Genomic DNA, 13005 nt, shown 5'->3' with positions numbered 1-13005 from the left:
CGACGTTCAGTCCTGCGCGGGTCCGTCGTTCCGCGCGGCAAGCGCGGTTTCGAGCGAGCGGATGCGGTCGCGCAGTTTGTCGAGATTGCGCACGAGCGCTGCGCTCCGGTTCCATTCGCCGTTGTCGACGGCCGGGAACGCGCTCGTGTAGATGCCTGCCTTCGGCAGGGATTTCGATACGCCCGATTGCGCCGTGACGATCACGTAATCGCCGAGCGTGACGTGGCCGGCGATGCCGACCGCGCCGCCGATCATGCAATGGCGGCCGATATGGGTGCTGCCCGCGATGCCGGCACAGCCGGCGATCACGGTATAGGCGCCAATGCGGCAGTTGTGCGCGATCTGCACGAGGTTGTCGATCTTGACGCATTCCTCGATGACCGTGTCGGCCATCGCGCCGCGGTCGATCACCGTGTTCGCGCCGATCTCGACGTCCGGGCCGATCTTCACGCCGCCGACCTGCGGGATCTTCACCCAGGTACCGGTGCGCTCTGCGCCATCGCCTACGAAATCGGGCGCGAAGCCGAACCCGTCGGAACCGATCACGGCGCCCGAATGGATGATCGCACGCACGCCGATGTCGCAGCCGTGATAGATCGCCACGTTCGGATACAGATGCGAGCCTTCTCCGATCTTGGTGCCGGCACCGACGAACACATTGGCGTCGAGCCGCACGTGCTCGCCGATCACCGCGCCCGCCTCGACCGTCACGTTCGGGCCGATCACGGCGCTCGCCGCCACCTGCGCGGCGGCATCGACGTTCGCGCTCGGATGCACGCCCGACGCACGCTTCGGCGCGGCCAGATCGATGAACATCTGCGCGACGCGCGCGAAATAGGCGTAGGGGTTCGGGGTGACGATGAAGTTGCGGCCTTCCGCGGCCGCGCCGAGCTTCTCGAGATCCTGCGGCTTGATCAGCACCGCGCCGGCGCGGGTGGTCTCGACCTGCGACAGATATTTCGGATTGGCGAGGAACGCGAGCTGGTTCGGGCCGGCCTGATCGAGCGGCGCCAAGCCGGCGACCTGGCAGTGCGAATCGCCGGCGATGTCCCCGCCGAAACGTTGGGCGAGTGCCTCAAGCGTCAATGCCATGCGTACTCCGTCCTGGTCAGTTCAACGAACCGGAAGGCGACGCGAGCGCCTTCAGCACCTTGTCGGTGATATCGATGCGCGGGCTGACGTAGACAGCCTCCTGCACGATCAGATCGTAGTTCTGCTGTTCGGCGATCTGCTTGATCACCTTGTTCGCCTTCTCCAGCACGGCCGCGAGTTCCTCGTTGCGACGCTGGTTCAGGTCTTCGCGAAACTCGCGCTGCTTGCGCTGGAAATCGGTGTCGAGCTGGGCCAGATCGCGCTGTTTCTGTGCGCGATCGGCGGCCGACAGCGATTGCCCGTTCTTGTCGAGAGAATCCGACAGCGTCTTGAGGCGCGCGGCCATGTCCTGCAGGTCCTTGTCGCGCTTCGCGAACTCGGCTTCGAGCTTGGTCTGCGCGGCCTTGGCCGGCGCCGACTCGCGGAGGATCCGGTCGGAATTGACCGCCGCGATCCGAGCGACGTCCTGCGCCTGCGCGGCCGTCGCGCCGAGCGCAGCAGCAAGCGCCAACGCGCACATCACTCGTTTCGAAAACTTACCGGTTAGCAAAATTACCCTCTCGATGCGTTTGATGTTGCGGTTCCGATCAGAATGCCGTACCGATCTGGAACTGGAATTTCTGGTACTGGTCGCCTTCGTGCTTCTGCAGCGGGAAGCCGAGGCTCAGCTTGAGCGGGCCGATCGGCGAGATCCACGCGAGACCCACGCCATAGCCGTAACGCAGGCCGTTCGCGCCCGTGCTGGTGCCGCCCGGTGCATTGCCCCAGACGTTACCGCCGTCGAAGAACGTGAACACGCGCAGCGTACGGTCGTAACCGGTGCCCGGCAGCGGGAACGTCAGCTCGATGTTGCCGACGAGCATCTTCGAACCGCCGATCGGGTCGTTAGTCTTGGTGTCGCGCGGGCCCAGCGAGCTCGGCTCGTAGCCACGCACCGAACCGATACCGCCCGCGTAGTAGTTCTTGAAGATCGGGTACGCGTTGCCGATGCCGTTACCGTAGCCGCCCTGGAAGTTCAGGCCCAGGATGAAGCCGCGCGAGAACGAATAGTAGTACTGGGCCTGGATGTCGGCCTTGTAGTACTGGATCTTGTCGATCGGCGCGCCGTACTCGATATTGGCCTGCGTGAAGTAACCGCGGCTCGGGATCAGCGCGCTGTCACGCGCGTCACGCGACCAGCCCACCGTCAGCGGCACCGAGTTCGACACACGGCCAAACTGCTGCACGTAATCCTGGTAGCTCTGCGGCGTATCCGCATCGACGTCCAGGCGGTTCTGCTCGAAGCCCACGCCGAAAAACACGGTATCGACTTCCGAGAACGGGATGCCGAACTTCATGTCGCCACCGGCCGTGATGATCCGGAAGCTCGAATTGGTCGAGTAGTACAGCGGCTGGTACGTGCGATAGAACACATCGGTGATGCGCTTGATGCCGTCCACCGTGAAGTACGGATCGACCTGGGTCACCGTCAGCGTGCGGTAGCTGCGCGCCGTGTTGACGTTGACCGACAGGCTGGTGCCCGAACCGAACACGTTGTCCTGCGAGATACCGGCCGACAGCACGACCTTGTCGGTCGACGAGAAGCCGGCGCCCAGCGTGATCGCGCCGGTGGGCTTTTCGGTCACCTTGACGTTGACGTCGACCTGGTCGGTCGTGCCGTCCACCGGCACGGTCGAGACATCGACGTCGGTGAAGTAGCCGAGGCGGTTCACGCGATCCTTCGACAGCGCGAGGCGGCTCGAATCGAACCACGAGCTTTCGAGCTGGCGCATTTCGCGGCGCACGACTTCGTCGCGCGTGCGCGAGTTGCCGACCACGTTGATGCGGCGCACATACACGCGGCGGCTCGGATCGACCACCAGCGTCAGGCCGACCTTGTGCGTGGCCTGATCGATGGCGGGCTGGGCGTTGACGGTAGCGAATGCGTAACCGTATTCACCGAGCTTGTCGACGATCGCCTTGGTGGTGGCCTGCAGCTTTTCGGCCGAGAAGCGCTCGCCGGCCTTGATCTTGACCAGCTTCTGCAGCTCCGCCTGACGGTCGAGCAGGTTGCCCGACAGTTGCACGCTCGAGATCGTGTACGGCTCGCCCTCGTGAAGCGTCAGCGTCAGGTACATGTCCTTCTTGTCCGGCGAGATGGACACCTGCGTCGACTCGATGTTGAACTCGAGATAACCGCGATTCAGGTAGTACGAGCGGACGTTCTCGAGGTCGCCCGTGAGCTTTTCCTTCGAGTAGAGGTCGTTCTTCGTGTACCAGGAGAACCAGTTCGGCGTCGACAGCTGCATTTCATTGCGCAGCGTGCTCGTGCTGAAGGTTTTGTTGCCGATGAAGTTGATCTGGCGGATCTTGGCGCTCGGGCCTTCGGCCACCGAGAACAGGATCGAGACGCGGTTCGCGTCGACCGGCGTGATCGTGGTGGTGACTTCGGCGGCGTAGTAGCCGCGCGTCAGGTACTGGCGCTTCAGTTCCTGTTCGGCCTTGTCCACCAGCGACTTGTCGTAGTAGCGGCCTTGCGACAGCCCGACCGCGCGCAGCGCCTTGGTCAGGTTGTCCTTGTCGAATTCCTTGATGCCGGTGAAGTCGATCGCCGAAATCGCCGGGCGCTCCTGCACCTGCACGATCACGACGCTGCCTTGCGTCGCGATCTTTACGTCATTGAAGAAGCCCGTGGCATACAGCGCGCGGATTGCTTCGGATGCCTTGTCGTCCGTGAACGTATCGCCCTGTTTGATCGGCAGGTAGGCGAACACCGAACCGGCTTCGACACGCTGCAAGCCCTCGATCTTGATATCCTGCACGACGAACGGCGATGTCGCGTGGGCTGCGAGTCCGTGCACGGCGAGTGCCGCGGCGGCTACAGTCTTGGGTACGAAGCGATGAGGTTTGAACAACGTGCATCCCCAGTATTTAAGCTTGCATCAGATCAGGCGACGGCCCTCGCAGCCCTCGCCCGACGCTTCATGAATGGATTAAACGAGACAGATCGTTGAAGAGCGCAATCGCCGACAGTGCGACGATGCAGATCAACCCCGCTCTTTGCAGAATCAGTTGCCAGCGTTCCGAAACGGCCTTCCCGGTCGCGGCTTCAACCAGATAATATAACAGATGCCCCCCGTCCAAAACCGGAATCGGCAGCAAGTTCAGCACGCCGAGGCTGATGCTGACCAGCGCCAGAAACGACAGGAAGGCCGATAAACCGAGCCGCGCGCTCTTGCCCGCATAGTCGGCGATCGTCACCGGGCCGGACAGATTCTTCAGCGAAGCCTCGCCCGTCAGCATCCGCCCGAACATCTTCAGCGAATACACCGAAATACCCCAGGTGCGGCGCACGCCCAGGTTGACGCTTTCGAGCACGCCGTAGCGCACGTCCACGGACGGCGCATGCAGCGCCAGCGCCGCGCCGATCCGGCCGACCTGCGCGCCGTTCGCGCCCGGCGTGGCATCGCGCTCGGCGTGCGGCACGATGGTCAGCGTGCGCTCGGCGTCACCGCGCGCGATCTGCAGCGCAAGCGGACGGCCCGCGTGCGACTTGATCGCATCGATGAAACGCGCCGCACCCGACACCGGCTTGCCGTCCAGCGCCACCAGCTTGTCGCCGGGCTGCAGGCCGGCCTGCTCCGAGGCGCTGCCCGGCGTGACCGCCGAAATCGACAGCGAGCCGCCGCCCGGTTCGAAACCGAGGTGCGACAAATAATCATCGTCGGCCGTATTCGGATCGACACCGCTCAGGTCCACGCGAAAATCGTAGGTCGCGCCACTGCCCGAACGGGCGCCGAGGATCACGTTGCGATGATCGATCGTCGCCCCGAGCAGCTTCCAGCGCAGATCCGACCACGACCGCACCGGCTCGCTCGCGCCGCCGTGCGCATCGCGGATCGACACGATGGTTTCGCCGCCGTCGAAGCCGGCCCGCGCGGCCACCGTGTCGGCGGCCGGCGCCGCCACGATCGCCGCCGGCTCGGTCACGCCCGTCGCGAACACCGACGAAAACAGCACGATCGCGAGCAGGAAATTGGCGAGCGGGCCAGCCGCGACGATCGCGATCCGCTTCCAGACCGACTGGCGATTGAACGCCTGCGGCAAATCGCCCGCGGCGATGCCGTCCGGGCCGGGATCGCGCTCGTCGAGCATCTTCACGTAGCCGCCGAGCGGCAGCGCCGAGAGTGTCCATTCGGTGCCGGTGCGGCGACTCGTATGCCGCAGCAGCACCGTGCCGAAGCCGATCGAGAAGCGCAGCACCTTCACGCCGCACAGCCGCGCGACGCTGTAATGCCCGTATTCGTGAACGACGACCAGCACACCGATCGCCACTGCAAACGCCACCAGCTCGATCAGCACATTCATGCGCCCCTCTCGGTCAGGCTGCGCGCTCCGCGCGCGGGACAGGCAGATTCGCGATCACGGCGTCGGCCGCACGGCGCGCTTCGGCATCGGCCGCCAGCACGTCGTCGAGGCCGTCGGGTTCGCGATTCGCCAGACGGTCGAGCACCGCATCCACCGTATGCGCGATGTCCATGAAGCCGATGCGGCGTGCCAGGAACGCCTCGACGGCAATTTCGTTGGCCGCGTTCAGCATGGCGCTGGCCACGCCGCCGGCGTCGAGCGACTGGATCGCCAGCGCAAGGCACGGGAAGCGCGCGAAATCGGGTTTTTCGAAGTTCAGCGTGGCGATCTGCGCGAGATCGAGCTGGGCGACGCCGGCATCGACGCGATCGGGGAACGCCAGCGCATGCGCGATCGGCGTGCGCATGTCGGGGTTGCCGAGCTGCGCGAGCACCGAGCCGTCCTTGTACGACACCAGCGAATGGATCACGCTCTGCGGATGGATCAGCACGTCGATCCGCTCGCTCGGCAAGCCGAAGATCCAGTGCGCCTCGATCACTTCGAGGCCCTTGTTCATCATCGTGGCCGAATCGACCGAAATCTTGCGGCCCATCGACCAGTTCGGGTGCTTGCAGGCCTCGTCCGGCGTCACGTCGACCAGCGTGGCCGGCTCGCGCGTGCGGAACGGGCCGCCCGAGGCGGTCACGATGATCTTGGCGATACCGCCATGCTCGGCGATATCGCGCGGCATGCACTGGAAGATCGCATTGTGCTCGCTGTCGACCGGCAGCAGGATCGCGCCATGGTCGCGCACGGCGTCCATGAAGATCGAACCCGACATCACCAGCGATTCCTTGTTCGCGAGCAGGATGCGCTTGCCGGCGCGCGCCGCGGCCAGGCTCGACGGCAGGCCGGCCGCGCCGACGATGGCGGCCACCACGGTGTCGCACGCGTTCGACTGCGCCACCGCGACCAGCGCTTGCGGGCCGTACGTGACTTCGGTGCGGCTACCGGCCGCGCGCAGCTTCGCTTCGACCTGAGCGGCCAGTTCGGCGCTGCCGACCACGGCCACCTCGGGCGCGAACTTCAGGCACTGCTCGACGAGCTTGTCGCCGTTGCGGTGCGCGCTCAACGCGTAGACCGAGAAGCGATCGGGGTGGCGCGCGACGACGTCGAGCGTGCTCTCGCCGATCGAGCCAGTCGAACCGAGGATAGTCAGGCGTTTTTGCATGATGACGAAGATCTAGTGTTTTTAAGCGGTCTGGCCGAGCAGCAGCACCGCCAGCGGCAGCACCGGCAGCAGCGCGTCGACCCGGTCGAGCACGCCGCCGTGGCCCGGCAGCAGCCCGCTCGAATCCTTGACGCCGGCCTGACGCTTGAGCAGCGATTCGAACAGGTCGCCGATCACGCTGTACACGACCAGCAAGGTCAGTGCAGCGAAGGCGCCCGGTGCGCCGAAGCGCTGCGCAAGCGATGAAAACAGGGTCGGTTCGAAAGCGTGCAGGCCGATCGCGAGGCCCGCGACGATCATCACCGCCAGCCAGCCGCCCGCCGCGCCTTCCCAGGTCTTGCCGGGGCTGATCGACACGGCCAGCTTGTGCTTGCCGAACGCTTTGCCCGCGAAGTATGCGCCTATATCGGCGAGCCACACGACAAGCAGCAGCGACAGCACGAACGGGATGCCGGCCGCGCGCGCGGCAACCACGGCGTGCCAGCAGGCGGCGAACACCACCAGGCCGGCCACCAGCAGGAACGGGCGCCAGGCCCGCTCGGCCAGCACCGGCTTGCGCCAGAGCGCGAACGGCCCGGCCAGCAACCAGAACACCGCCGCCGCTTCGATCAGGGGGCGCGACGGCCCGAAGCCGGTATCCACGCCGCCGCCAAGCTGCATGCTGGCGCCGAGCGCCACGGCCGCGACGATCGCGTAGACCACCGAACCGGCGGCGCCGAGCTTGAGCAGACGTGCCCATTCCCAGGCAGCGAACACGAGCACCAGCGCGATCAGCGCGCCAAATGCCGCAAGCGGCGCGAACAGCGTCACCGGCAGCAGAATGGCCAGCAACACGACCGCCGTGACAACACGGGTCTTCAGCATGAAAGGGAGTCGACGTCCTGAGACTGGGGTTCGAGCTGGGCGCTGGTTCGGCCGAACCGGCGCTCGCGATCGGTATAGGACGCAAGCGCATCGGCCAGCGCATTGGCGTCGAAATCGGGCCAGAACTTGCCCGTGAAGTAGAACTCGGTATAGGCGAGTTGCCAGAGCAGGAAATTGCTCACGCGCTGTTCGCCGCCGGTACGGATGAACAGGTCGGGCTCCGGCGCATAGGCCATCGCCAGATGCTCGGCGAATGCCGTTTCGGTCACCTCGACCTCGCGGCCCTCGCTGACGGCCTGCGCGATCAGCTTCCTGGTGGCCTGCAGGATGTCCCAGCGGCCGCCGTAGTTCGCGGCGATGGTCAGCGTCAGGCGCGTGTTGCGCGCGGTTTTGGTTTCCGCGCGGCGGATCAGTTCGCGGATGCGCGGCTCGAAACGGTCGAGATCGCCGACCACGCGCAGGCGGATGCCGTTCGCGTGCAGCTTGCCGACCTCGCGCTCGAGCGCGGTAATGAACAGCCGCATCAGGAACGACACTTCGTCGTTCGGCCGCCGCCAGTTCTCGGAACTGAAGGCGAACAGCGTCAGATATTCGACGCCGGCGCGCGCGCACCCTTCCACGACCGACCGGACTGCGTCGACGCCGCGCGTATGTCCCGCCACGCGCGGCAGGCGACGCTCGGTCGCCCAACGGCCGTTGCCGTCCATGATGATCGCGATGTGACGCGGCACGATGGCCACGTCGGGTACGCGAACGGTAGAGCTGGTATAAGTCATGGCCGCAGAGACAGTAACCGAGGGAAAAAGTGCAACGCGCGCGTTGCGCGTCAGACCGTCATGATCTCGGCTTCTTTCGACACCACGAGCTTGTCGATTTCGGCGACGTGCTTGTCCGTCAGCTTCTGGACTTCGTCGCTGGCGCGGCGCTCGTCGTCTTCCGAGATTTCCTTGTCCTTGACGAGCTTCTTCAGTTGCTCGTTGGCATCGCGGCGCAGGTTGCGCACGGCGACCTTGGCCGTTTCGCCTTCGCTCTTGACGACCTTGGCCAGCTCGCGGCGGCGCTCTTCCGTCAGCGCCGGCATCGGCACGCGGATGCTGTCGCCCGAGGTAGCCGGGTTCAGGCCCAGATCCGATTCGCGGATCGCCTTTTCCACCTTGGCCACCATCGGCTTTTCCCACGGCTGCACGCCGATCGTGCGGGCGTCGACGAGCGTCAGGTTGGCCACCTGCGAGATCGGCACCATCGAGCCGTAGTAATCGACCTGAACGTGATCGAGCATGCCCGTGTGCGCACGGCCCGTACGGATCTTCGCCAGATCGTTCTTGAACGCATCGATCGAGCGCTGCATCTTCTGCTCGACGCCCTTCTTCACATCAGCGACACTCATTTCAACCTCCGAAACCTTCGAACCTTCAAAACGGCACAGGCCGGCATATCGCCAGCGGCGTCATGCCCGGCCTGTGTCGGCGTGATTTTATACGTGGACGAGCGTACCTTCGTCCTCGCCCTGCACGATACGCTTGAGCGCACCGGGCTTGTTGATCGAAAACACGCGAATCGGCAGCTTCTGGTCGCGGCACAGCGCAAAGGCGGTGGCGTCCATGACCTGCAGATTGCGGCCGATCGCTTCGTCGAAGCTGATCGTCGTGTAACGCGTGGCGGACGGATCCTTCTTGGGATCGGCCGTATACACGCCGTCGACCTTGGTGGCCTTCAGCACCACTTCCGCGCCCACTTCCGAGCCGCGCAGCGCGGCCGCCGTGTCGGTCGTGAAGAACGGGTTGCCGGTGCCGGCCGCGAAGATCACCACCCGGCCTTCCTCGAGCTGGCGGATCGCGCGGGGCCGGATGTACGGCTCGACGACCTGATCCATGCGCAGCGCCGATTGCACGCGCGCCTCGATGCCGGCGTGGCGCATGGCATCCTGCAGCGCCAGCGCGTTCATCATCGTCGCGAGCATCCCCATGTAGTCGGCGGTCGCGCGGTCCATGCCGGCCGCGCCGCCTGCCACGCCACGGAAAATGTTGCCGCCGCCGATCACCACGGCCATCTGCGTGCCGAGACGCACCACCTCGGCGATGTCCGCCACCATCCGCTCGATCGTCGCACGGTTGATGCCGAAGGCATCATCGCCCATCAGCGCTTCACCGGAAAGTTTGAGGAGGACGCGTTTATAGGCATTGGGCATAGGGGCTTCCAGGCGACGAGAGGATGACAAGCACGAACTGTAGGGGCGAAATACTGATTCGGGCAAGCGCTGCCAAATTGTGTACCGGAACCCAGGCACACTCCGGGCGCTACCGAACCGCGGCGGGGCGAGCGCCCGCCGCGGGTACGACATGACTGCGTGAGGCTTACTGCTGCTTGGCTGCCGCGACTTGCGCCGCCACTTCGGCGGCGAAATCGTCCTGGCGCTTTTCGATGCCTTCGCCGACCACGAACAGCGAGAACTGTTGCACCGCAGCATTGGCGGCCTTCAGCATCTGTTCGATCGTCTGCTTGTCGTTCTTCACGAACGGCTGGTTCAGCAGCGAGACTTCCTTCAGGAACTTCTGGACGCTGCCGTCGACCATCTTGGCGACGATTTCAGCCGGCTTGCCCGATTCGGCAGCCTTCTGCTCGGCAACGCGGCGTTCCTTTTCGATCAGCTCGGCCGGAACCTGTTCCGACGACAGCGAGACCGGCTTCATGGCCGCGACGTGCATCGCGACGTCCTTGCCGACCTGCTCGTCCGCACCCGTGTACTCGACGATCACGCCGATGCGTGCGCCGTGCAGGTACGTGGCGATCTGGTTGGCGGTTTCGAGGCGCACGAAGCGGCGGATCGAGATGTTTTCACCGATCTTGCCGACCAGTGCCAGACGCACTTCGTCGACCGTCTTGCCGTCGAGCGGCAGGGCTGCCAGGGCAGCGACGTCGGCCGGGTTCTGCGTGGCGACCAGTTCGGCCACCGTCTTGGCGAAGGCCAGGAAATCGTCGTTCTTCGCGACGAAATCGGTTTCGCAGTTCAGTTCGACCAGCGCGCCGGCGCCGTTGCCGACGAACGCCGTGACGATGCCTTCGGCCGTCACGCGCGATGCTGCCTTGCTCGCCTTGTTGCCGAGCTTCACGCGCAGCAGTTCTTCAGCCTTGCCCAGATCGCCGTCGGCTTCCGTCAGCGCCTTCTTGCACTCCATCATCGGTGCATCGGTCTTTGCGCGCAGTTCTGCCACCATGCTTGCGGTAATTGCCGCCATCATTCGCTCCTTGAGTCTGTATTCACAACGCCGCCCTTCGACCCGGACGGCGGGCATTCGTTTCCGACGATTTGCGCCGGCGCGCGATTTTTCGCGCCCGACACGCCACGCTCCGGGGAAAAGCGGCTTAAAAAAGGGGGCCTGTTCAGAGCCCCCTTTTTGCGCCGGCTCGGAACCGGTTACGCGTTCTCTTCGACGTACTCGTCGTCGCCACGCACTGCCTGGACCACTTCGTTGACCGCATTGGCACGGCCTTCGAGGATCGCGTCGGCCACGCCTTCGGCGTACAGCGCGACAGCCTTGCTCGAGTCGTCGTTACCCGGGATCACGTAATCCACGCCTTCCGGCGAGTGGTTCGTATCGACCACGGCGATGACCGGCACGCCCAGCTTGGCAGCTTCGGTGATGGCAATCTTGTGGTAGCCGACGTCGATCACGAAGATCGCGTCCGGAATGCCGCCCATGTCCTTCACGCCGCCGATCGACTTTTGCAGCTTGGCGATTTCGCGTTCGAACAGCAGCGCTTCCTTCTTGCTCATCTTCTCGGTTTCACCCGATTCGACAGCCGCTTCCATGTCCTTCAGGCGCTTGATCGACACCTTCAGCGTCTTGAAGTTGGTCAGCATGCCGCCGAGCCAGCGTGCGTTCACGAACGGCATGCCCGCGCGTTGCGCTTCCTGAGCGATCGTGTCGCGCGATTGACGCTTCGTGCCGACGAACAGGATCGTGCCACGGTTTGCTGCCAGCTGACGCACGTACTTCTGTGCGTCCGTGAACATCGGCAACGTCTTTTCGAGGTTGATGATGTGAATCTTGTTGCGATGACCGAAAATGAACGGGGCCATCTTCGGGTTCCAGAAGCGCGTTTGGTGACCGAAGTGGACACCGGCTTCCAGCATTTGGCGCATCGTGACTGCCATGAGAGTAATACTCCGCTAGGGTTTGGGTCTTAAGCCGGCTGCCGTATCGCGGCAAAGTTGCGCGCGACACCCAGGGGGTGCGCCGGCTTGCGATTCGGTGCTCGCGAAACCGCGCGCACCGTTCAGTTCCGAGCCATTCTTGCAAGAATTGCAAGCGGATCGAGACTTAGCCAAAGAGTATAGCACGCCGAAATGACGACTCTCAAGTCATCCGTCGCTTTGCCGATCGAGGCGCCATTCGGGCAAACCCGTTATCGATCCGTCCCTTCCATTTTGCCGACACAACGTGACGCGCCGATGTCGGCCTCGCGCGGCTGCACCACGGCGGCGCACCGCCCCGCTCCCGCCGCCAAGCGAAACCCTCGCCGGACAACGGCTCCGACCACCCCCAGAAGGTGCGATAATCCCGTAATTACACGCATTGTTTTCAGGCACTGAATCATGGCCATCACGATCAAGAACGAACACGATATCGAGCAGATGCGCGTCGCCTGCCGGCTTGCGAGCGAAGTGCTCGACTACATCACGCCGTTCGTCGTCGCCGGCACCACGACGGGCGAGATCGACCGTCTCTGCCACGAGTACATGAGCAACGTGCAGGGCACGATCCCGGCGCCGCTGAACTACCAGCCGCCCGGCTATCCGCCGTATCCGAAGGCGATCTGCACGTCGGTCAACGACGTGATCTGCCACGGCATCCCCGGCGACAAGGTGCTCAAGAACGGCGATGCGGTGAACCTCGACATCACCGTGATCAAGAACGGCTACTTCGGCGACACGAGCCGGATGTTCCTGGTGGGCGAAGCATCGATCCTGGCCAAGCGCCTCGCGCAAACCACCTACGAATGCATGTGGCTCGGCATCGAGCAGGTGCGCCCCGGCGCGCATCTGGGCGATATCGGCCACGCCATCCAGAAGCATGCGGAGAGCCGCGGCTACAGCGTCGTGCGCGAATATTGCGGGCACGGCATCGGCACGGTGTTCCACGAAGATCCGCAGGTGGTGCACTACGGCCGCCCGGGCACCGGCATCGAACTCGTCGAAGGCATGATCTTCACGATCGAGCCGATGATCAACGCCGGCAAGCGCGATATCCGCACCATGCCCGACCAGTGGACCGTCAAGACGCGCGACCGCAGCCTGTCCGCGCAGTGGGAACACACCGTGCTGGTCACGCCGACCGGCTATGACGTGCTGACGGTGTCGGCCGGCACGCCGGCGCGGCCCGAGCTCGAAGCACTCGTCGCCTGACCTCGCGGCGCGGGCCATGCATACGGCCCGCGCCGAATCGTATCTAGACATCCGGTTTCATCGCGCCGATGCCTGACCGCATCGC

Annotated in this window: 12 protein-coding genes; 1 reads left to right on the top strand and 11 read right to left on the bottom strand. The window is 64.6% G+C overall.

Features of this window, described 5'->3' with window-relative positions; genetic code table 11:
• Nucleotides 1–6: 6 nt before the first annotated feature.
• The 11 genes from lpxD to rpsB all read right to left on the bottom strand — a co-directional run bounded on the left by lpxD (nucleotide 7) and on the right by rpsB (nucleotide 11669).
• Nucleotides 7–1092 (bottom strand): UDP-3-O-(3-hydroxymyristoyl)glucosamine N-acyltransferase, encoded by a 1086-nt coding sequence (gene lpxD / locus AB4851_RS23565; protein ID WP_414442179.1) that lies wholly within the window; start codon nucleotides 1090–1092, stop codon nucleotides 7–9.
• Nucleotides 1093–1108: 16 nt separating this feature from the next.
• On the bottom strand, nucleotides 1109–1612 hold the full coding sequence (locus AB4851_RS23560) for an OmpH family outer membrane protein (RefSeq protein ID WP_414451669.1): 504 nt from the start codon (nucleotides 1610–1612) through the stop codon (nucleotides 1109–1111).
• A 67-nt stretch (nucleotides 1613–1679) separates the two neighbouring features.
• The gene (gene bamA / locus AB4851_RS23555; protein WP_414442181.1) at nucleotides 1680–3986 is read right to left on the bottom strand and encodes an outer membrane protein assembly factor BamA; all 2307 of its coding nucleotides are present in this window, start codon (nucleotides 3984–3986) and stop codon (nucleotides 1680–1682) included.
• A 67-nt stretch (nucleotides 3987–4053) separates the two neighbouring features.
• Entirely contained in the window at nucleotides 4054–5439 is a 1386-nt protein-coding gene (rseP, locus tag AB4851_RS23550; RefSeq protein ID WP_414451668.1) for an RIP metalloprotease RseP, read from the bottom strand.
• A gap of 13 nt (nucleotides 5440–5452) precedes the next feature.
• Nucleotides 5453–6649, bottom strand: coding sequence for a 1-deoxy-D-xylulose-5-phosphate reductoisomerase (locus tag AB4851_RS23545; protein WP_414451667.1), 1197 nt, complete (start codon nucleotides 6647–6649; stop codon nucleotides 5453–5455).
• A 21-nt stretch (nucleotides 6650–6670) separates the two neighbouring features.
• Complete coding sequence (locus AB4851_RS23540; protein ID WP_414451666.1) at nucleotides 6671–7513, bottom strand: phosphatidate cytidylyltransferase; 843 nt, start codon at nucleotides 7511–7513, stop codon at nucleotides 6671–6673.
• Nucleotides 7507–8289 carry a polyprenyl diphosphate synthase gene (gene uppS / locus AB4851_RS23535; protein ID WP_414442185.1) on the bottom strand — a complete coding sequence of 261 codons (783 nt, stop codon included), beginning with the start codon at nucleotides 8287–8289 and terminating at the stop codon, nucleotides 7507–7509. The genes AB4851_RS23540 and uppS overlap by 7 nt, the downstream gene beginning before the upstream one ends.
• Nucleotides 8290–8339: 50 nt before the next feature.
• Entirely contained in the window at nucleotides 8340–8900 is a 561-nt protein-coding gene (frr, locus tag AB4851_RS23530) for a ribosome recycling factor (protein WP_414442186.1), read from the bottom strand.
• 87 nt (nucleotides 8901–8987) lie between these two features.
• Entirely contained in the window at nucleotides 8988–9701 is a 714-nt protein-coding gene (gene pyrH / locus AB4851_RS23525) for a UMP kinase (protein WP_414451665.1), read from the bottom strand.
• Between the two features lie 166 nt (nucleotides 9702–9867).
• Complete coding sequence (gene tsf, locus AB4851_RS23520) at nucleotides 9868–10749, bottom strand: translation elongation factor Ts (protein WP_414442188.1); 882 nt, start codon at nucleotides 10747–10749, stop codon at nucleotides 9868–9870.
• Between the two features lie 179 nt (nucleotides 10750–10928).
• Nucleotides 10929–11669 carry a 30S ribosomal protein S2 gene (gene rpsB / locus AB4851_RS23515; RefSeq protein WP_414442189.1) on the bottom strand — a complete coding sequence of 247 codons (741 nt, stop codon included), beginning with the start codon at nucleotides 11667–11669 and terminating at the stop codon, nucleotides 10929–10931.
• A 441-nt stretch (nucleotides 11670–12110) separates the two neighbouring features.
• On the opposite strand from rpsB, the gene map reads away from it, so the two are divergent.
• A complete protein-coding gene (gene map / locus AB4851_RS23510) occupies nucleotides 12111–12920 on the top strand; it encodes a type I methionyl aminopeptidase (protein ID WP_414442190.1) in 810 nt (269 codons plus the stop codon).
• Nucleotides 12921–13005 lie beyond the last annotated feature (85 nt).

It is taken from the genome of Burkholderia sp. 22PA0099 (genome assembly GCF_047497165.1).
GTDB lineage: Bacteria > Pseudomonadota > Gammaproteobacteria > Burkholderiales > Burkholderiaceae > Burkholderia.
Note: the sequence above shows the minus strand (reverse complement) of the source record. Positions and strands in the feature narration are given on the sequence as shown.

Bases quoted from the DNA above. Each gene is read 5' to 3' on its own strand.
- lpxD (WP_414442179.1), bottom strand. From the start codon at position 1,092: ATGGCATTGACGCTTGAGGCACTCGCCCAACGTTTCGGCGGGGACATC.
- AB4851_RS23560 (WP_414451669.1), bottom strand. From the start codon at position 1,612: ATGTGCGCGTTGGCGCTTGCTGCTGCGCTCGGCGCGACGGCCGCGCAG.
- rseP (WP_414451668.1), bottom strand. From the start codon at position 5,439: ATGAATGTGCTGATCGAGCTGGTGGCGTTTGCAGTGGCGATCGGTGTG.
- AB4851_RS23545 (WP_414451667.1), bottom strand. From the start codon at position 6,649: ATGCAAAAACGCCTGACTATCCTCGGTTCGACTGGCTCGATCGGCGAG.
- AB4851_RS23540 (WP_414451666.1), bottom strand. From the start codon at position 7,513: ATGCTGAAGACCCGTGTTGTCACGGCGGTCGTGTTGCTGGCCATTCTG.
- uppS (WP_414442185.1), bottom strand. From the start codon at position 8,289: ATGACTTATACCAGCTCTACCGTTCGCGTACCCGACGTGGCCATCGTG.
- frr (WP_414442186.1), bottom strand. From the start codon at position 8,900: ATGAGTGTCGCTGATGTGAAGAAGGGCGTCGAGCAGAAGATGCAGCGC.
- pyrH (WP_414451665.1), bottom strand. From the start codon at position 9,701: ATGCCCAATGCCTATAAACGCGTCCTCCTCAAACTTTCCGGTGAAGCG.
- tsf (WP_414442188.1), bottom strand. From the start codon at position 10,749: ATGGCGGCAATTACCGCAAGCATGGTGGCAGAACTGCGCGCAAAGACC.
- rpsB (WP_414442189.1), bottom strand. From the start codon at position 11,669: ATGGCAGTCACGATGCGCCAAATGCTGGAAGCCGGTGTCCACTTCGGT.
- map (WP_414442190.1), top strand. From the start codon at position 12,111: ATGGCCATCACGATCAAGAACGAACACGATATCGAGCAGATGCGCGTC.